15 protein-coding genes are annotated in these 18399 nt (G+C 61.0%); 6 read left to right on the top strand and 9 right to left on the bottom strand.

The window, feature by feature from the left end; translation table 11 throughout:
• The first annotated feature begins 21 nt into the window (after positions 1-21).
• Positions 22-1326: an alpha/beta hydrolase family protein gene (locus tag ACIX9_RS16370; RefSeq protein WP_013581605.1), complete on the top strand. Its 1305-nt coding sequence runs from the start codon at positions 22-24 to the stop codon at positions 1324-1326.
• Here the strand turns inward: ACIX9_RS16370 and ACIX9_RS16365 are convergent.
• The 3 genes from ACIX9_RS16365 to ACIX9_RS16355 form a co-directional block, all read right to left on the bottom strand.
• Entirely contained in the window at positions 1323-2447 is a 1125-nt protein-coding gene (locus ACIX9_RS16365; RefSeq protein ID WP_013581604.1) for a PepSY-associated TM helix domain-containing protein, read from the bottom strand. The genes ACIX9_RS16370 and ACIX9_RS16365 overlap by 4 nt on opposite strands.
• A 120-nt stretch (positions 2448-2567) precedes the next feature.
• Positions 2568-4955, bottom strand: coding sequence for a TonB-dependent siderophore receptor (locus ACIX9_RS16360; protein WP_013581603.1), 2388 nt, complete (start codon positions 4953-4955; stop codon positions 2568-2570).
• A 269-nt stretch (positions 4956-5224) separates the two neighbouring features.
• On the bottom strand, positions 5225-5755 hold the full coding sequence (locus ACIX9_RS16355; protein WP_013581602.1) for a TlpA family protein disulfide reductase: 531 nt from the start codon (positions 5753-5755) through the stop codon (positions 5225-5227).
• Positions 5756-5870: 115 nt separating this feature from the next.
• Between ACIX9_RS16355 and ACIX9_RS24010 the strand changes: the two genes are divergently transcribed.
• Positions 5871-6959: a hypothetical protein gene (locus tag ACIX9_RS24010; RefSeq protein ID WP_013581601.1), complete on the top strand. Its 1089-nt coding sequence runs from the start codon at positions 5871-5873 to the stop codon at positions 6957-6959.
• Positions 6960-6975: 16 nt separating this feature from the next.
• Here the strand turns inward: ACIX9_RS24010 and ACIX9_RS16345 are convergent, their stop codons facing one another.
• Positions 6976-8220 (bottom strand): glycoside hydrolase family 28 protein, encoded by a 1245-nt coding sequence (locus ACIX9_RS16345; protein WP_013581600.1) that lies wholly within the window; start codon positions 8218-8220, stop codon positions 6976-6978.
• A 63-nt stretch (positions 8221-8283) separates the two neighbouring features.
• Positions 8284-8550, bottom strand: coding sequence for a DUF2218 domain-containing protein (locus ACIX9_RS16340; RefSeq protein ID WP_198152115.1), 267 nt, complete (start codon positions 8548-8550; stop codon positions 8284-8286).
• A 111-nt stretch (positions 8551-8661) separates the two neighbouring features.
• Here ACIX9_RS16340 and ACIX9_RS16335 point away from each other — a divergent pair, with 111 nt between their 5' ends.
• Positions 8662-8901: a DUF3606 domain-containing protein gene (locus ACIX9_RS16335; RefSeq protein WP_013581598.1), complete on the top strand. Its 240-nt coding sequence runs from the start codon at positions 8662-8664 to the stop codon at positions 8899-8901.
• A 213-nt stretch (positions 8902-9114) separates the two neighbouring features.
• On the opposite strand, the gene ACIX9_RS16330 is transcribed toward ACIX9_RS16335, so the two are convergent.
• Positions 9115-9966, bottom strand: a complete 852-nt coding sequence (locus ACIX9_RS16330; RefSeq protein WP_013581597.1) for an aldo/keto reductase — start codon at positions 9964-9966, stop codon at positions 9115-9117.
• Positions 9963-10892: an MBL fold metallo-hydrolase gene (locus ACIX9_RS16325; RefSeq protein ID WP_013581596.1), complete on the bottom strand. Its 930-nt coding sequence runs from the start codon at positions 10890-10892 to the stop codon at positions 9963-9965. Before ACIX9_RS16325 ends, ACIX9_RS16330 begins: the two co-directional genes overlap by 4 nt.
• Positions 10893-11014: 122 nt before the next feature.
• On the opposite strand from ACIX9_RS16325, the gene ACIX9_RS16320 reads away from it, so the two are divergent.
• The gene (locus ACIX9_RS16320; protein ID WP_157477629.1) at positions 11015-12094 is read left to right on the top strand and encodes a YihY/virulence factor BrkB family protein; all 1080 of its coding nucleotides are present in this window, start codon (positions 11015-11017) and stop codon (positions 12092-12094) included.
• Between the two features lies 1 nt (position 12095).
• Here the strand turns inward: ACIX9_RS16320 and ACIX9_RS16315 are convergent, their stop codons facing one another.
• Positions 12096-12920: a hypothetical protein gene (locus ACIX9_RS16315; RefSeq protein WP_013581594.1), complete on the bottom strand. Its 825-nt coding sequence runs from the start codon at positions 12918-12920 to the stop codon at positions 12096-12098.
• Between the two features lie 152 nt (positions 12921-13072).
• Between ACIX9_RS16315 and ACIX9_RS16310 the strand changes: the two genes are divergently transcribed.
• Positions 13073-14737 carry a M28 family metallopeptidase gene (locus ACIX9_RS16310; RefSeq protein WP_013581593.1) on the top strand — a complete coding sequence of 555 codons (1665 nt, stop codon included), beginning with the start codon at positions 13073-13075 and terminating at the stop codon, positions 14735-14737.
• A 63-nt stretch (positions 14738-14800) separates the two neighbouring features.
• On the opposite strand, the gene ACIX9_RS16305 is transcribed toward ACIX9_RS16310, so the two are convergent.
• Entirely contained in the window at positions 14801-16681 is a 1881-nt protein-coding gene (locus ACIX9_RS16305) for a M61 family metallopeptidase (protein ID WP_013581592.1), read from the bottom strand.
• A gap of 78 nt (positions 16682-16759) precedes the next feature.
• On the opposite strand from ACIX9_RS16305, the gene ACIX9_RS16300 reads away from it, so the two are divergent.
• A complete protein-coding gene (locus tag ACIX9_RS16300; RefSeq protein ID WP_013581591.1) occupies positions 16760-18385 on the top strand; it encodes a Na+/H+ antiporter in 1626 nt (541 codons plus the stop codon).
• The last annotated feature ends 14 nt before the right edge of the window (positions 18386-18399 follow it).

Here is an 18399-nt window from a genome sequence, read left to right as displayed (position 1 = left end):
GCGGGGAGAGGAGTCGTTTCAATGAAGAAGCTGATGGTTGGGATGCTGGTTGCTGCGCTATGTGTAGGGTTTATGGGGGCTTCCGAGAGCCCTGAGGCAAACTTCAAAGTCTGGCGGTTGGAGATCCGGAAGGCGCTTTATGTGCCGGACAAGCTGCCGGCGCTGGAGGCGAAGACGTGGTCTACGTTTCCGGTGATGCCGGGTGTGGTGGCTGACCGGGTGACGTACCAGACGGCGGACGGAATGCTGGTGCCTGCGGTGGTGTATCGGCCTGAGCGGTGGGACGTGAAGGTGAAGGGCAAGCTGCCGGGGATCGTGGTGGTGAATGGGCATGGAGGCGACAAGTTCACCTGGTACGCGATGTACAGCGGGATGATGTTTGCGAAGGCGGGTGCGGTAGTGGCGACGTATGACCCGATCGGCGAGGGTGAGAGAAACGTTGAGCGGAAGAGCCATGCGGGTGCGCATGACAAGATCCAGGCAGCTCCGGCGGGGGTGGATGCGGATAAGTTTCACCAGGACTGGGGGCAGAGGCTGGCGGGGCTGATGCAGGTGGATGAGATGCAGGGGGTGGCTTATCTCGCTTCCAGACCCGAGGTGGATGCCAAGAGGATTGCGACGGTGGGCTACTCGATGGGTGCGTTTGTGAGCGGCATCACGGGGGCCATCGATCCGGCGATCCATGCCGTGGTGCTGAGTGGCGGTGGGACATTTGATGATGAGGCGGATGGAGGCAAGAGCTTCGATACGAGTGCGCTGCCGTGCCAGGGGCCGCCGTGGCATGCGTTGAGGGTGCTCGGGGACGGGCCGGATGAACGTGGGGCGAAGCTCTATGCGCTGAACGCCGCGCGCGGGCCGATGTTCGTCGTCAACGGGTCACTGGATACGGTGATGGATATCCCGCATCGCGGGCCGGATTGGTTTGTTCAAATACGGGCGAAGGCAGTGGCGCTGGGCGGGCCGGAGAAGACGATGTTCACGACGCATGTGGATGCCGGGATGAGCCACAGGACGGCCTGGGTGGAGAGGCCCGCGGTGGAGTGGCTGAACGAGCAGATACGCTTCGGGAGTTGGACGGCGGCGGAGATTGCCGCGATGCCCACGACGCATGTGAGCGAATGGATCACCGCGGGGAACGTGGATATTTCGAAGGGGTATATCCGGGAGGATCGGGAGGGTGGTCTGCAGGCGCTGGGGACAGGCTTTCCGGGTCTGCAGCGGCCGCAGCTTACCGTGCTCCCGGATGCGGACTGGGAGAGGCTGAAGGGGAGGCTGACCTATGAGGCGTGGGCGGAGAAGACAATGAAGGTGGCGGGGCGTAGCTAGAGGCGGTGGCGGAGGTAGCGGTTCCAGTACATGAGCAGGCCGGTGAGGGTCAGGACTGCGAGGGAGACGCCTAAGAGCGACCAGAGGATCTTGATGGGGGTGCCCCAGACGGTGCCGAAGTGGATGGGGTGCATGGCCCAGAGGACCCAGTCGCCGAGGGTGTGGTTCTGGCCGTAGTGCCAGTCGGTGAGGATGCGGGCGTCGCGGGTGGAGAGGGAGATGATGTCGCGGTGGGAGAAGTCTCCGGGGGCGCGGAGGTCTACGAGGGCGTAGACGGTGGGGGTGGTGAGGGCGGGGTCGCTGAGGGAGTAGAGGTGGCCTTGTGGGGCGGCTTGGTGGATGGCTTGCAGGATGGCTTCCAGCGAGGCGTGCTGGTTGGATGTCGGCCGGGGTGGGGCGATGGGGGCGGCCATGCCTCTGATGGGCGAGACGATGGCTACGGCGGCGGCGACCTGCTTGTACCAGGCGAAGTAGATGCCGGAGAAGGCCCACCAGGAGACGAGCAGGAGAGTCCAGAAGCCAATGGCGCTGTGGGCGTCGAAGTTGATGCGACGCCAGTTGTGGCGGAGGCTGATGCGGAGGCCGCGCGTCCAGAGCTTGAGGCCGGGCCACCAGAGGACGAGGCCGGTGATGCAGAGGAGCATCAGGATAGCCGCGCCGATGCCGTTGACCTGCATGCCGTGAGCGGTGCCGAGGAGGAGATAGACGTGGAGGTCGTAGGTCCAGTCGATCCAGGTGCGGTGGCGTGGGTAGAGGGTGGCGGTGGTGGGATCGGCTAAAAGGTAGAAGGAGTGGTGATCGGGGTTTTGTGCGGCGATGACGAAGGCGGGGGAGATGGACGACGGGAGGGTGAGGTCGGCGATGTGGGCTGCGGGGTAGGTGCGCTGAACTGCTGCTATGACCTGCGCGATGGAGGCTGTCTGAGATGGGTTGTAAGAGGTGAGGGTGGATGGGAGTTGAGCGCGGACGATCTCGCTACGGAAGACGAGGATGGAGCCAGTGAGGGCGATGACGATGACATACAACGAGAGCAGGACGCCCGCCCAGAGATGTACCTGGAAGAGCGCCCAGCGAAGGAAGAGCTTGCGTGGATGGTGGAGGAAGGTTTGAACGAAAGGCATGGCCAGGTCCGATTAGAACGGAGTCGGGGTGGGATAGAACAAACAACGGCAAATACAACGACAAATACGGAGGCTCTGAGCTTCGCTCAGAATGACGGCGATGTTTGTGGTGCGGCTTGATTAGAAATGGTATTTGGCGGTGCCGATGACGTTTCTGGCATAGCCGTAGTAGCAGTAGCTGGCACCGGAGCAGGTGGCGACATAGCGCTTGTCGGCAAGGTTGGTGGCGTTGATGCTGAAGAGCGTGTGTCGATAGCCGAAGCGTAGGCCTGCATCCGTCAGGGCGTAGTTGGGGATGAAGAAGCTGTTGATGCTATCGGCTGCGTTGGTCCCGACGAAGCGGACGCCGAAGTTTCCGCCAAGGCCGGCGAAGCGGCCGCCGCGCTGGGTGTAGTCGATGAGTCCACTGACCTGATTGCGTGGAGTCTGGGGGAGCCATTTGCCGATGTTGGCTTGGGTGATGTCCTGGACGGTGTTGGTCGCAGTCAGGGTGTAGCCGGCGTGGAGGTTGAGCCCGTGGGAGAGGCTGGCTACGCCTTCGATCTCGACGCCGCGTGAGCGAACTTCACCGGACTGATGGTTATTGAACGCGGCATCCGCGACCAGGACATTCGTCTCATTGATCTGGAAGACGGAGGCGGTGATGAAGCTGTTGGTCGTGCGGGGCTGAATCTTGACGCCGCCTTCCAGCTGGCGTGCGTCGGATGCCTTGGCCGGGTCCGTGGGGAGATTGGTGACAGCGTTGACGACGAAGCTGCCGGCGTTGGGCAGGAAGCTGGTGGAGTAGGCAAAGTACGGTGCGATGCCGGAGCCTGTGAGCCAGGTGACGCCAGCGCGGCCGGTGAAACGCACGTCGGAGTGCGAGGTGTTGGAGTTGGCGGCGAGGAAGTTGGAGATATCGTTGCGTGCGAAGTCCTGACGGCCGCCGAGGGTGAAGACGAAGTGCTGCTTGAACTTGATCTGATCCTGGGCGTAGAGACCGTGCTGCTGCAGAAGCGAATCGTTGTTCTGATAGAAGAACAGCGCGGGGATGGTGGTTACGCCGTAGACCGGGTGAAAGATGTTGAGGTCCGCGACGGAGCTGGAGCCGGCTTGCTGTTTGATGTCGATGTGCTGGTAGTCGTAGCCGAAGATAACGGTCTGCTGCCAGTTACCGGTGACAAAGCGGCGCAGAGCGCGCGTGTCGACGGTGTTGATGCGGTTGATGTTGGGCAGGGCGTAGGCAGTGCGTGTGACGAGGGTGGTGTTGTTGGGGATGGTGGTGTCAAAGCCGTTGCCGTAGATGGTGCGGCCCTGGAAATTGATGTACTGGTAGCGATAGTTGCTATGGACGTTCCAGCCGTCCGAGAAGAGATGATCGCCGGTGTACCCGACGGAGGCCTGGTTGCGATGGACACCGTCGAAGCCGGGCTCTCCGAGGAAGGTGCTGACGGGGATGATGCCGTTAGGGTTGGAGTTGAGGGTGCCCTGGGAGGGAAGAAACTGGCTCCACGCAGTCTTGTCGTGCTGATAGTCGGCGAGGAGGGTGAGGTTGGTGCGGTCGCTGGGGTGGAAGCTGAGGGACGGGGCGATGAGGCGGCGGTCGTCCGGGGTGAAGTTGGTCTGGGTGTTGCTGTTGCGGATGAGGCCGAGAAGACGGTAGCGGAAGACGCCGGCGCGGTCGATGGGACCGGTGGTGTCGACGGCTCCCTGGCGGCGATCGTACTGGCCGAACTGCCCTTCGATCACCGTGCTGCGCTCTGACGACGGGCGCTTGGAGACCTGGTTGATGAGGCCGCCGGGAGGGACCTCACCGTACAGGACAGAGCTTGGCCCCTTGAGCACTTCGACGGACTCAAGCTCGAACGGATCGAGCTTGCCTGCGAGCGAGTTGAAGCGCATGCCGTCGCGATAGACGCCGAAGGTCTGGGCGTCGAAGCCGCGGATCTTGAGCCAGTCGAAGCGCGGCTCGACGCCGTACTCGTCGGCCTGGATGCCGGGGGTGTAGCGGAGGGCCTCATTCATGGTGATGACGTTGCGTGCCTCCATCTCCTGCTGGCTGATGATGGAGATGGACTGCGGCACCTCGATGAGGAGCGCATTGGTCTTGGAGCCGGCGTTGGAGGCGTAGGGGACGAAGCCGGAGTCGCCGGAGACATTGATAGTGTCGGTGGCGGAGCCGAGAGGCATCTGGAGGTCGATGGGTGCGAGGACGGGAGCCTGCACGGGTTGCGTTACGTCAGCAAAGCCGGGGGCCTGCGCAGTGAGGATATAAGAGCCGGGATGTAGGCTGAGGGTGACGGAGCCGTCCTTGCCGGTGATGCCGTTGAGGACGGTGGACCCGCAGCGGAGTTCGATGGCGGCACGGTCCAGCATGGCGCCGGAGGGATCGGTGACATGGATGGTGACGGCGGTGACGGGGGAGTTGTTCTCGATGGAGCATGAGGTGGCCGGGGCCGCGGGCGTCGTGGCTGCGAGGGCGGGGATCGTGGCGGAGCAGAACAGGAGAACGGAGGCTGTGAGGAGCATCCGGAGAGTAGGGCAGGTCATTTCGGTGATGCCTTTCGTTGCACGAGGGGGCGTCTGCGCCAGAAGAGGCACATCGGCTGAGTTCACCAAGAGCTTTGGTTATCTTTGCGGCTGCTGAACGCGGCCTGATAGAAAAGGAGGCAGCGAAGGTTCAGACGGCCAGAAACGTATCTCCAATATACGACTGAAGTAGTCTGATATCAAGTTATGCGCGGAGATTTCTTTACGAAGAGAAGTACTTACGGGTGTTTTGAAAGTGAAGCGGAGGGTTACCAATCGTTCTTCTGGATCACGTTGGGCTGCTTGCCCTGGTGGCCGTTGAGGGCCCAGGTGAGGCGGGAGCGAATGTCTTTTTCACTGGCTTCGCCTTCGATCTTGCCGATGATCTCGCCGTCGGAGTCCAGGATGAGGGTGGCGGGAACCAGCACGCCGAGCTTGAGTTCGGTGAGCGTGGCGTCGGTTGCGCCGGTCCAGATGGGGAGATGGAAGTTGCGTTTCTGAATCACGGAGTCGATCCTGGAGCGGGTGTCCGGTGCATCCAGCGAGATGGCGATGAAGGCGACGTTCTGGGGCGCGTAGGACTCCGACAGCTTCTGCAGGCGCGGCATCTCCTCCTTGCAGGGACCGCACCAGGTGGCCCAGAAGTTGATCACTGCGGGATGGCCGCGGAGCTCGTCGAAGGTGTGGGAGTGGCCGGTGCGGTCCTGGAAGGTGAGCGAGTGCGCGATGGGCTCGGCTGTTACGGGGACGCAGAGCGCGGCGAGGAGGGCCAGGGCGGCGGGTTGAATAGGTGAGTGCATACGAGGCGCAAGTATAGGGTCGCGCGAAGGGATGCGCCTCCATCGTTGGATGGAGAGAAAGATCATCCGCGTGGACGTTGTTGCGGGTGCGGGGTGGGGCTAAGGTTCCGGCATCATGAAAACCTCCTTTTCCTCGCGCTGTGTTGTGGCGGTCGGCTGTGTCCTGTTCTCCGGTTCCTTCGTCTCCACGGTCTATGCCCAGGGCTGCCTGGCGGCGCATACCAGCAGCACGATCCAGAGCTGCATCACGTCGGGCGGGGTCAACGAAGGAGCGGGCGATGGAATGAGCTTTCTGCACAAGCATCCGCTGACGATGGAGGTGGACTGGCGTTCGTTCAGCTCGTTCCGGCACTTCAGCGGGGAGAAGGAGAACTTTGCGCGTGCGGCGGCGGGGCTCGATATTGAGAATCACCAGAACATCTACAGCATCAGCCTGGATATGCAGGTGACGCCGCGCTGGAGCGTGAACGCGTTTGTGCCGGTGCTGCAGGGGACTCGCGATCAGAAGTATGCGCCGGTGGGGAAGTTCGATATCGCGGGCATCGGCGACATGATCGTGGGCGTGCAGGGGTGGGTGTTGAAGCCACCTGCTGAGAACGGTGGCAATATCGCGTTCAGCCTGGGGCTGAAGCTGCCGACGGGGCTGAACAACGGCATGGGCACGGCGAAGCTGGCGAACGGCATGGTGCAGAAGGTGGTGGCGGACCAATCGCTGCAGCCGGGCGATGGGACGTGGGGCTTTACGGTTGGCGCGCAGGCTTACAAGCAGACTTACTTTCACACGGTGGGATACTTCCAGGGGTCGTGGCTGTTCAACCCGGAGGATACGAACGGCGTGCCGACGTTTCGCGCGTCGAAGCTGGAGGCTGTGATGTCTGCGACGGACCAGTATCTCTTCCGCGCGGGGCTGTCACGGCATGTACCAAGGGTGCATGGGCTGGCGGCGAGTTTTGGCGGACGCATGGAAGGAATTCCGGTGCGGGATGCGTTTGGGAAGAGTGATGGGTTCCGGCGGCCCGGGTACATCATCTCGATTGAGCCGGCGGTGCAGTACCAGCATCACCATGACATGATTTCGCTGACGGCACCGTGGGCGATTCAACGGAACCGCAGGGCGTCAGTGACCGACCTGGCTTCCGGGACGCACGGTGACGCGGCCTTTGCAGACTATGCGATCATCCTGAGCGCCTCGCACACGTTCTGACGCCTCACCAGCGCTGCTATTTCCCGCTAATTTCCGCCGCAGCGCCTTTGGTGATGGGATTGCCGTCGGCGGAGGAGATGGTGACGCCATCAAGAGTTACATTGGCGTAGCCGATTTGCATTCCCTTCTTCGCCTGAATGCTGACGTTCTTCAACGAGATATCCGTCACCGGCGACTCCGGTAGCCCAACGATGACGCCTGCCCAATCGCTGTTGACCGACTTCACGTTTTCGATATGGATGTCGTGAAAGTGCGGCGTAAGCCTTGTGATTGGCGCACTTGCGACCTCTCCCTCCGGCATGGCCTTCGGATAATACTCGCTGATCAGGATCGATGTGCGGACGTCGTCCATCGTGATGTCCTTGAAGGTCAGGTCGCTCGTATCGTTGCCGCGGTCACGGTTGGCCTTGACGCGAATCCCCTGGTCGGTGCCCTTGAAGCTGATCCGTTCCGCGTGAACATGGTGCACGCCGCCGGCGATCTCGCTTCCGATCGAAAGTCCATGCCCGGACTCGAAGATGCAGTCCGTAATCACGATATCCTCGCTGGGCGCATCCGGTCCGGGCGAGTTGATCGCGCCGGATTTGATCGCGATGTTGTCGTCGCCGACGCTCGAAAAGTAGTGATCGATCTTGATATGGCTGGAGCTGAACGGGTCGATTCCATCCGTATTCGGAGCTCCACGCTGCGGTGCAAGCACCCGCAGATGGCTGAAAACAAGGTAATCGGAGTAGTACGGCACCACCTGCCAGAAGCCTGCATTCTGGATCGTGATATTCTCCACCGTCACATGCTTGGAGTGGTCGATCAGCAGCCCCATGGGCCGGGGATGATCGTTCCCCAGCACCCCGGCGTCCTTGGCGCCCTTCACGTAGTCCCACCAGACCTTGCCTTGGCCGTCGATCGTGCCGCCGCCGGTGATTTTTACGTTGTCTGCGTTGACGATGTGCAGAAATGGTAGGACCGTAGGCTGGCGCATGAGCGTTGCGGCCTTGTAATCTGCACGATCCGTAGAGCCCAGGAGCATGGCCCCCGTTTCTACGTCGAGGGTCACGCCGCTTTTGATCTCAAGCGGCCCGCTCAGAAACTTGCCGCCGCTCAGCGTCACCACCGTGCAGGTGTCGATGGCCTTCTGGATCGCTTCCGTATCCTTGGTGACGCCATCGCCTTTGGCGCCCATGGTCTTCACATCACAGGTTTTCGCCAGCGCTCCATGCGCCCCCGCTACCAACAAAGCTGCTGCCAGCCATCCAGTTTTCATCGCACAATCCTCGGGCAAATTTGCACCCGGGCATCATACCCCACTGGTCAGACCACCGGCCAGTTAGTTCTCGCTTGCCCAGGAAAATGCCAGCTCTTCGTTGAAAGCAAAGCGTTTAACGTGTTCCTCGACCACCGTTTCCATCCGTTTCAGATCTCCATCCCCTGCCACGTCGAGCGATACCTTCAATGCAGCCGGCAAAACATCCAGGGTGCAGACGGTCTGGGGAAGCTCAATGCGGCCGTGCGTCTCGTCGAACTCGACGGTGAACTTGTGGCCCCAATGCCTGCAAAGCTGCTTCATGTACTTGACGCCGTTTTCGGTCGCCACCAGTGCCTCTGACCTCTTCATGGGAGATTCGACGTTCCAACAGGGATGTGGGATTCAGACATCCCCACCCTCCGTCGCGACATCGCACAAGGGGTACGCAAGGAGAACCAAATGGCTCAGCTTCCCCCGCACCAGGAACCACTGCTTTCAGAGCCGGAACACGACGGCAAGCACCACCACGCCCCATCCCACGCGGATGAGATCAATCCCAAGCTGGCGTCCGACATTCACTACTGGGCTCAGGAGTTCAAGGTAACCGGCCAGATCCTTCATGAGGCCATCCGCGTCCACGGCACGTCCGTCGCGAAGGTTCGCTCCGCCCTGGAACACCACCAAGTTAGCCTGACGTAACCACTGCAATGCAAAGAGGTCCGACCAAAGTCGGACCTCTTTCGTGTTTATGGTGAGTTGTGGTGAGTTTTACCTTTTGTTTCAGCATTTATGCCTGTTTCACCCGCGCGTGCAGGCAAAAACGACGGAAATCAGTGCCGAAACTGCACCACAAATGACCACAAACGAACCACAAAACACCACAAATGCACCATGACGAACTGTCATGAACTTTTACTTCGCAGCGGACTCGATCTCGGCCCACTCCGCGTCGCTGAGGCTGAGCTCTGAGGCCTTCACGTTCTCTTCCAGGTGGGCGATCGACGAGGTTCCAGGGATGGGAAGAATGACCGGCGAGTGATGGAGCAGCCAGGCGAGTGAAAGCTGGCTGACCGAAGCGCCGTGCTTCTTTGCCGCCTCGTCCAGCTTGCCGCCCGGCTTGGCGAGTTCACCGGCCGCGACCGGATACCACGGGATGAAGGCGATGCCGTGCTTGGTGCAGTATTCCACCACGTCCTCATGCTTGCGGTCGCCGATGTTGTACTGGTTCTGCACGCTGACGATATCGATCACCTTGCGGGCCTGATCGATCTCGTGCGGCTTCACCTCGCTAAGTCCGACGTGCTTGATCTTGCCCGCCTTCTGGAGCTTCTTGATCGCGCCGAGCGATTCCTCGACCGGCACCTTCGCATCGATGCGGTGTAACTGCCAGAGATCGATCACATCCGTCTTGAGGAAGCGCAAGCTCATCTCCACCTGCTGGGTCAGGTACTCCGGACGGCCTACGGGGAGCCACTTGTTGGGACCCTGCCGGGTCAGTCCGCCCTTGGTCGCGATGACCACGCCCTTAGCGTAGGGTGCGAGCGCGTCCCCGATCAACTGTTCGCTTACATCCGGCCCGTAGGCATCGGCTGTATCGATGAGGTTGACGCCCAATTCCACCGCGCGCTTCAAGACCATCTTCGCGCTTTCAGGGTCCTTCGGCGGTCCCCAGACGCCTTCGCCTGTGATCCGCATTGCACCAAATCCGAGACGGTTTACTTCGAGATCGCCGCCAAGCTTGAACGTCTTCGCTACAGTAGTCATGCGGAATTGGATGCGCCTGCATACAAAACGTCGCCCGCTTTAACCTCATCTTCATCCCCGCCGACTACTAACGTCTCCCCTTCGCCGAGCACTCTGACGCGGTCCTCGATCCCACGCCGTCTCGCCTCAGCCATCAATCGGATGGGAGGCTCGTCGAACGGCTCCCGGCCCAGCTTGAAGGTCCCGAAGTGCATGGGCACCATCCAGCGTGCGCCGACGTCCACGAATCCTTGCAGGCCCTCTTCAGGGCTGGTATGGACGGCACGATAGCTGTCCGGGAAGTACGCTCCAATCGGCAACAACGCCACGTCGATGGGCCCGAGCCTGCGCCCAATCTCCGCGAAGCCGGCGAAGTAAGCCGTGTCGCCGGAGTGATAGATGGTCTGGCCTCCACCCTCCACGACAAACCCGCCAAAGAGCCGGTGGGTATCCTTGAACATGCGCGCACCCCAGTGTTGACAGGGGGTCAGGGTAACCTTCAGGCCTGCGACCTGGTTCGACTCCCACCACTTCAACGTCCGCACCTCACTGAATCCCAGCCCTTTCAGCAGGTCCGCGACGCCGTCCGGCACGATCGCAATCGGTCCCTTGCCCGTCAGCCGCTTCGTCGCGCGAGCGACCTTGCGCAGCGTGGGGCGATTCAGGTGGTCCATGTGGGCGTGCGTCACGAGCACCACGTCGATGGCTGGAAGATCCTCAATCTCTACGCCTGCACGGCGTTGCCGCCTCAGCAGCACCAGCCGCGTGGCAAAGACGGGGTCCACCAGCACGTTCTTTCCGCCGATGCCCAGGAGGAACGATGAGTGGCCGAGAAACATCGCGCCGGCCTGCCCCTGCTGCAGTGCGATTGGCTTGCCGGCCTCACCCTTGAGGGGCTCGGCGTGGCTCTCCTGAACGAGCTTCCAGAGCTGTGCGATCTTTCTCATCCAAAACGGTTGTTGTGCGATCGAAAAACTGCTCATACAGAATGGATGCGAAAACAACCCTATGGATACATCGCACCGTGAATCCGCATCTATCCAACTCAAACGCAGCACCCGAGAACCTCATGAGCCCAACGCCCGGCAACACCTCAGCCAAGCTGGACCCTTCGCACAGCGACGCCGCACCGGTAGACCCTAAAGATCACCGCGTGGGAGCGACCCATCCGCTGGAGCAGCACATCTGGGACCGCGTCTCGTCCACGCCGCTGCATAATCTTTGGGACTTTCAGGGTGCCTCGCCGCTCGCCATCGCCAAGCGCACCTTCCACTCGTTCAATGAGGACAACCTTCTCTCTCGCGCGGCGGAGCTGGGCTACTACTTTCTCTTTGCACTCTTTCCGACGCTCATTACTGCATCTGCCATCCTTGGCCTGGTTGTCCGTAACAGCACGCTGTACCTCAAACTGCTGAACTACCTTGCCCTGGTGGTTCCGGCCGATGCGTTCAAGCTGGTGCTCGAGACCTTCACGCAGACGACGACGCACTCCTCCGGGAGCAAGCTGATCTTTGGTCTGGCCGCTGGGCTGTGGTCTGCGTCGGTGGGCTTCTCAGCGATTCAGGACACGCTTAACATCGTCTATAAGGTCAAGGAGACACGGCCTTACTGGAAGGTCAAAGGTGCGGCGATCCTGGTGACTGTGCTGCTGTCGATCATCGTCATCCTGATCCTTGGCAGCATGTTTACCGGCTCCTTTGTCGCTCATTGGCTGTATACCCACATCGCGCAGCATCAACTGGCGCTGGCTGTGAACGTGATCGTCCGGTTCATCGCGTGGAGCTGCGCGGCCCTGCTGTGTGTGCTGCTGTTTGCCGTGATCTACTACTTCGCGCCGGATGTGAAGAACAAGCATTGGCGCTGGTTTACGCCGGGGGCTGCGGTGGGGATCGGCGGCTGGGTTCTGGCGTCTGTCATTCTGCGTGTCTATCTTCACTACTTCAATAGCTACTCGGTGACTTATGGGTCGCTGGGCGCGGTGATTATTTTGTTGACCTGGTTTTATATGACGGGGCTGATGCTGCTGACGGGTGCGGAGATGAACTCGGAGATTGAAGCGGCGGCGGCGGAGTGCTGCCTCAAGGCGGAAGGTAAGATTCCGGAGCAGGCGACGACGGACGCATCCGCGCCTATCAGGAAATCAGCCTGAGCTATCCTGCCTTCAGCGCCAGCAACTCCCGGTAGGAGTGTGAAATACGGCAGAGCAGGTCGAAGAGACCACGATACTTCGCGTACTGGTCCGTCTCCAATTCGATCTTCCCTCCGGAGACAGACCGTTCATTCAGCAGCCAGAGGAATACGGACTTCGAATCGTCAAACAGGCCAAAGTCCAGCGTATCGAACTTATCCGTTTGCACATGCTGCTTGATCTCTTCGAGTAAGACATAGCTGACCTCGACGCCGGCAGCCATCTGCTTGGCGATGTGCGGGCCGATCAAATTCAGCTCATTTTCGCTCTCGACGATAAAGATCCGGCGGATACGAGCCTTGGCTACCCGGACCTTGGCCTCCTGGATGGCGATGCCAAGGTCCGGATACGACCGCATATAGTCCGACGGCTTCACATAGCTGGTGGCGTCAAAGTTGCCGCGCATGGACCACAGCATCCGCTCCCAGGCGTTGGGCATCTCGTCGCGGTCAAGGTTCTTGTTCGTGAATCGCAGCGCGAGCGTGTAGCGATCGATATGATCCGCAAACTCACCATGCACTGCATTGATGCTGCTTCGCAACTCCTTGATCTCCGCCTTCACCTCAGAGACCTTGTGGTTCAACTGGTTCGTCAGTCGCTTCTGCTCGAACGGCTCAAGGATGAACGCGGTGGCGATCACCGTGAGCAAGCCGACCGCGGTATCGTCCACAAACGAGTGGATATCCGTCTTTTTGCTGATGATGGATATGGCCACAACGACGGCCACGCCAAATCCCACCTCAAAAACCCTCCGTGCTATATCCCGGCCCTGGTCCGAAAGCGCCATAAGCGACTCCAGTCGATTCGCAATGAGATGTACGTGATTGCTTGCAGCCTAGATCATGCGCATTTCCTTCGCAAGAAGATTTTCGGCTCGTCGATGAAGCGCTTGAAGCCGCGTGCTACCCTGACCACTAAAGCCACCAGAGGTCAGACCCCATGAACGTATCCCGGCTCCTCAAAGCCGCAGCCGCCGCAGCCTTCTTCGCCTCCACCCTCTTCGCCCAGTCCACCGACGCGGAGCGCGGCCAGCAATGGTGGCATCACGTCCAGGTTCTCGCGGACGATTCCATGAAGGGGCGACTGACCGGCTCAGACGATTATCTGCGCGCTGCCGCGTATGTGGTGGAGCAGTTCAAGTCTTACGGACTTCAGCCTGCGGGGCTCTCAGTCAATGGCAAGGCCGGGTTCTATCAGCCTGTCCACTTCGATGTGCAGCGGGTGATCGCCGCCAAGTCTTCGCTTGCGCTCGTCGAGAAAGGGACTACGACGCCGCTTACTCTGGGGCAGGATGCGATCCTCGGGACTCGGTCTCCGCAGCCTAAGACGATTACGGCGCCGCTGGTGTTTATTGGGTACGGGCTGCATCTGCCGGAGTCTCATTACGACGACTTCGACTCGTCCGAGCTTCCGATGTCTGGGCTTAAGGGCAAGATCGTCGTCTACCTCAACGGTGGGCCAGGCGATCTTCCCACGGCGCTCAAATCTTTTGCACGCACCAGCCCCTTTGCGAAGGCGCTGCGGGATGCGGGGGCAGTGGGCACCATTTCGATTCCTACGCCGAAGTCCATGGACTTTGGTTGGGAGCGTGTGGCTTCGAGCGCGTCCCAGCCTGGGATGCGGCTTGCGGAAGACCCGCAGGCGGCGAAGGTTGCGGCGCTGCATCCGGCGCTCGCAGACGAGCACGGCCAGATGTTCTCCGCCACCTTCAACCCCGCGCAGGCGGAGAAGCTCTTCGCCGGGACGGGGTATACGTTTGCGGATCTGCTGGCGCTCGCCGATGCGCAGAAACCGCTGCCGCGGTTTGCGCTGAACAAGTCGATTACGGCGACTGTCGCGACGGAGGTGACGCAGGTTGTTTCGCCGAATATCGTGGCGAAGCTCGCGGGGTCCGACCCGAAGCTTGCTGCTGATTATGTGCTCGTGTCTGCGCATCTCGACCACCTTGGCGTAGGCGAACCTATCCACGGCAAGACCATCTACACCGGGGCGATGGATGATGCGTCGGGCGTGGCGAGCGTGCTTGAAGTGGCGCGGTCGTTTGCGGCGAATCCCACGCGTCCGAAACGCTCTATGCTCTTCGTCATCTTTACCGCGGAAGAGAAGGGGCTGCTGGGCTCGCGGTACTTTGCCGGCCACCCCACCGTGCCTGAGCAGGACATCACTGCAGACTTCAACCTGGATATGTTCATGCCGATCTTTGCGCTGAAGAAGCTGCATGTGCAGGGGCTCGAACAGTCCACGCTGCAGGAGCAGGCGAAGACCGTCGGGGCGGCGCATAACATCCAGATTGCCGTGGACCCGGAGCCCGACCGCAACTCCTTCATCCGCACCGATCAGTACAGCTTCGTGCAGGCCGGCGTTCCGGCGCTGGCGTTCAAGTTTGGCTGGACCGCCGGCTCACCCGAGTACAAGGCTTGGCGTGCGTGGCTGGCGCAGCGGTATCACTCGACAGACGACGATCTCAAGCAGCCGGTGGATTACGCCGCGGCCGCACAGTTCAACGCCTACCTCGCGGACCTGGCACGCACTGTAGCCAACGACCCAACAACCCCGCACTATCTGGATACCAGCTTCTTCAAACGCTTCGAAAACAAAAAATAGTTCTCGCACAAAACGAAATGCCCGCAGAGGTCTGCGGGCATTTCGTTTCTTATTGGCTGCCGTTTATTTCACCATCGGCTTCAGGATTTCATCCAGCCGATCCGGCACTCCGCTCACCCGCTCGAACACGGGGAACTTCTCTCCCTGGTGATAGTCCATCTTGATCACCTTGTAGAAGCCCGTGTTCTCCACGATGAACTCCGTTGGTGCCTGCGACTCCTTGGCATCGACGATTGCCGCGCGCAGGACCGGGGTGGAGAACGCGCGTCCGTTGACCGCGACGATCGTCATACCCGGGCCGAAGCCAGCCTTATCACCGAGGCCGCCGACCAGTACATCGCGTATCTGGCCCTTGCCGCTGACATGCAGCCCCAGCGAATACCAGAAGTCCACGCCGCCCGAAGCCTCAGACCATGCGCTCATCTTGTCCTTGTAGACGAGCTTGTAGCCGCCGTTGGTGATGCCGCCCAGCGGAGCCGCGGCCTGCAGCATGTGGAGGCGCTCGTTCAGGAAGCCGGCCCAGTCCATGGGGACGACAGCGTTCAAGCCGGCGACCACATCCTCAAAGGTGTACGGCACCACCTTCGGCCCCGTGTTCCCGCCCAGGCCATGGAAGGCCGCGACAAAGTCGTTCAGGGTCTTCCTGCCGTTGGTCTTGCTGCGGATGGTGGTGTCGACATCCAGCCAGACGAGCTCGCCCTCTTCATAGAAGTCCGTGCCCAGACGCCAGTTGTCGTACGGGCCGCCGACGGTATAGAGCACCTGCGCCATGCGGGCCGTGTCCTGCAGGTCGCGCCAGGTGCGGCCGGGACGGTTGTCATACTTTGCGGCGATCTCTGCGAGGCGATCGCGGAACTGCTCTGGCGTCCAGATGCCGCAGCGAGCCGCGAGCACATCTCCCAGATACTCCGTCAGCCCCTCATAGACCCAAAGGCCATCGCCCACCATCGGCACCTGGTAGTTGGGTGTGGCGAGGCCGGCGGGCCGACGATACTTTCCGTTCCAGCTATGCGTGAACTCGTGCGGCAGCAGGTCGCCCGCCTCAACGAATGTATGGTCGTTGGTGAAGGTGTCGGGCGGAATGCGGTCGTCTGAGGACTGATGATGCTCCAGCCCAAAGTGCAGGGTCTCATCGCTCAACGTCACCAGGAAGTGATAGGCCGTGAAGTGACGGCTCTGATACAGCGCACCCGTCTCCCGCACCAGCTTGCTGAAGTCATCGATATGCGCCTGGTTGATCGCGAGGTCCTCCGGACCATCGGCCACGATGTCGAGATAGTGCTTGGGCGTGACCTCAGGAGCCAGCGGAATCTCCTTGAAGAAGCGGCCCGTCAGCACGGGTGAATCGATCAACTGCTCGAGCGACACCGTCTTGAAGCCGACCTGATCGCCGGGCGCGCTGTTGCCGCCGCCTGTGGGCTCCAGTGCCGTCCCATAGTGCCAACCCTCCGGCAGGGTTACGCTTGGTGCGATCATCACATCGCTCGCCTTCATTGTGGGGCCGCTGTAGGGATAGACGACCAGGGTGTTCCAGCTCAGGACTGCGAGATTCGCGCTCGTCGAGCCACCCGCGGTGAAGCTGCCGCCGTTCGGAGTAGCCAGAAAGTCCATCTTCACCGTGAGCGACGTCACACCTGCAGGCACCGTCAGGTGATAGGCAAACATATCGATGGGATCGCGCTCCCACCGGATCGGCTGGCCGTTTCCGGTAATGAGAAAACCTGCCTGGTCGTCGATCGGCCCACTGGGCATATGCTCGCCGGGAATCCACTTTGGATAGGCGAGCGTCATCGCGCCGGGCTGCACAGGAATCGTTTCGGTTGCGTGCAGAATCTTCTTCGGTGCATCCCGCAGATCCACACTCAACGTGATTGGAGCACCCTGCCCCCAAGCCAATCCAGCACCCATCACAAAAGCCGATACCGCCGCAATTCCAACCTTCATCAAATCTCCTTGCGCATCCAAGCGCTCATAAGCAGTCTATAACTTCAGATACGACGCACTCTCGATCCAGGTTCCCTCATGTCCCCAGCAGATAATCTTCACGCCTTCCAACTCGTCTTCCTGCTGCTGCTGATCTTTGTGGCGGCCTTCACGCTGCTGGCCCGGCGGCTGAACATCGCTTACCCCATCGTTCTCGTGGTGGCCGGACTTCTGATCAGCTTTGTCCCGCACATCCCCGTGGTGCCGCTCAACGCTAACCTTATCTTTCTCATCTTTCTGCCGCCGCTGCTCTTCTCCTCCGCCTACGCGACCTCGTGGCGGGAGTTGCGCGCCAACGGCCTGAGCATCGGCTTCCTGGCCTTCGGTCTGGTTGCGTTCACGGTCTTCGCGGTGGCCGAGTTCTCCGACCGCTTCATCACTGCGCTGGACTTCAAATCCGGCTTCATCCTCGGCGCCGTCGTCGCCGCCACCGATGCGATTGCGGCGACCTCCATCGCCAGCTCGCTCGGCCTGCCGCGGCGGGTCGTAGACATCCTGGAAGGCGAGTCGCTGCTCAACGACGCCACCGCGCTGCTTGCGCTGGAGTTCGGGCTGCAGATGCTGCTGGACGGCACCACCCCAACCGTCAGCCACGCTCTCGTCCGTCTCCTCTGGCTTACCGTTGCCGGTTCGGCCATCGGATTCGTCATCGGCTTCCTCGTCGCCAAACTGAACGACGTTATCGACGACGGGCCCATCCAAATCGTCATCTCCCTGATCACGCCTTACGCGGCCTATCTCGCCGGCGAGTCCGTGCATGCGTCGGGAGTCTTCGCGGTGGTGGCGGCCGGACTTTATATCAGCCGCCAGCATGCCACCATCTTCAGTCCGCAGGTACGGATCCAGTTGCACAGCGTTTGGGATGCCCTGACCTTCCTGCTCAATGGAGTCGTCTTCGCGCTGATCGGCCTGCAACTGCCGGTCATCATGGGCTTCATGCACCCGAACTATACGTGGCCGCAGCTTCTGGGCTACGGTGCAATCTTCAGTCTCATCCTGATCGCACTGCGGCTTATCTGGGTGTTTCCGGTCGCGTGGATTGCACACCAGATCGATCTGCGCATCTCCAGACATCCCAACCCGACGCCCAACCCCAAGAGCGTCTTCATCATCGGCTGGACGGGCATGCGCGGCGTCATCTCGCTGGCCGCCGCGATCTCCCTGCCGCAGACGCTGGGCGACGGCAGGCCCTTCACGACGCGCAGCCTGATTCTCTTCCTCACCTTCTCCGTCATCCTGGTCACGCTTGTGCTGCAAGGGCTCACGCTTCCTCCACTCATCCGGGCGCTCAAGCTCTCCACACCCCACCGCACGGATGAAGAGGAGTACGAAGCGCGGCGCACCTCCCTCAATGCCGCCATCGCTTATCTCGAGCAGGATCAGGCGTCACAGGGCGACCGCTTTGCGCATATCTATGAAGATCTGATTCACCGGTATCGGCACCGCCTGGCGGCTGTAGGGGGCCCCACCGAAGACGACCCGAATCACCGGCTCGACGGCGCAACCTACGAGCGTCTTCGCCACATAGCCGCCGGAGCGATCCACGCTGAACGCAACACCATGATCACGCTCCGGAACCAGGGCCACCTGTCCGACGAAGCCCTCCGCAAGATGGAGCACGAACTGGACCTGCAGCAGAGCCGCTACGAAGCAGCCAACGACTAGGCGTTTCGTAACGG

The organism is Granulicella tundricola MP5ACTX9 (genome assembly GCF_000178975.2).
In the GTDB taxonomy this organism is placed as follows: domain Bacteria; phylum Acidobacteriota; class Terriglobia; order Terriglobales; family Acidobacteriaceae; genus Edaphobacter; species Edaphobacter tundricola.
The sequence above is the reverse complement of the archived record's forward strand: the minus strand, read 5'-3'. Positions and strand labels throughout refer to the sequence as shown.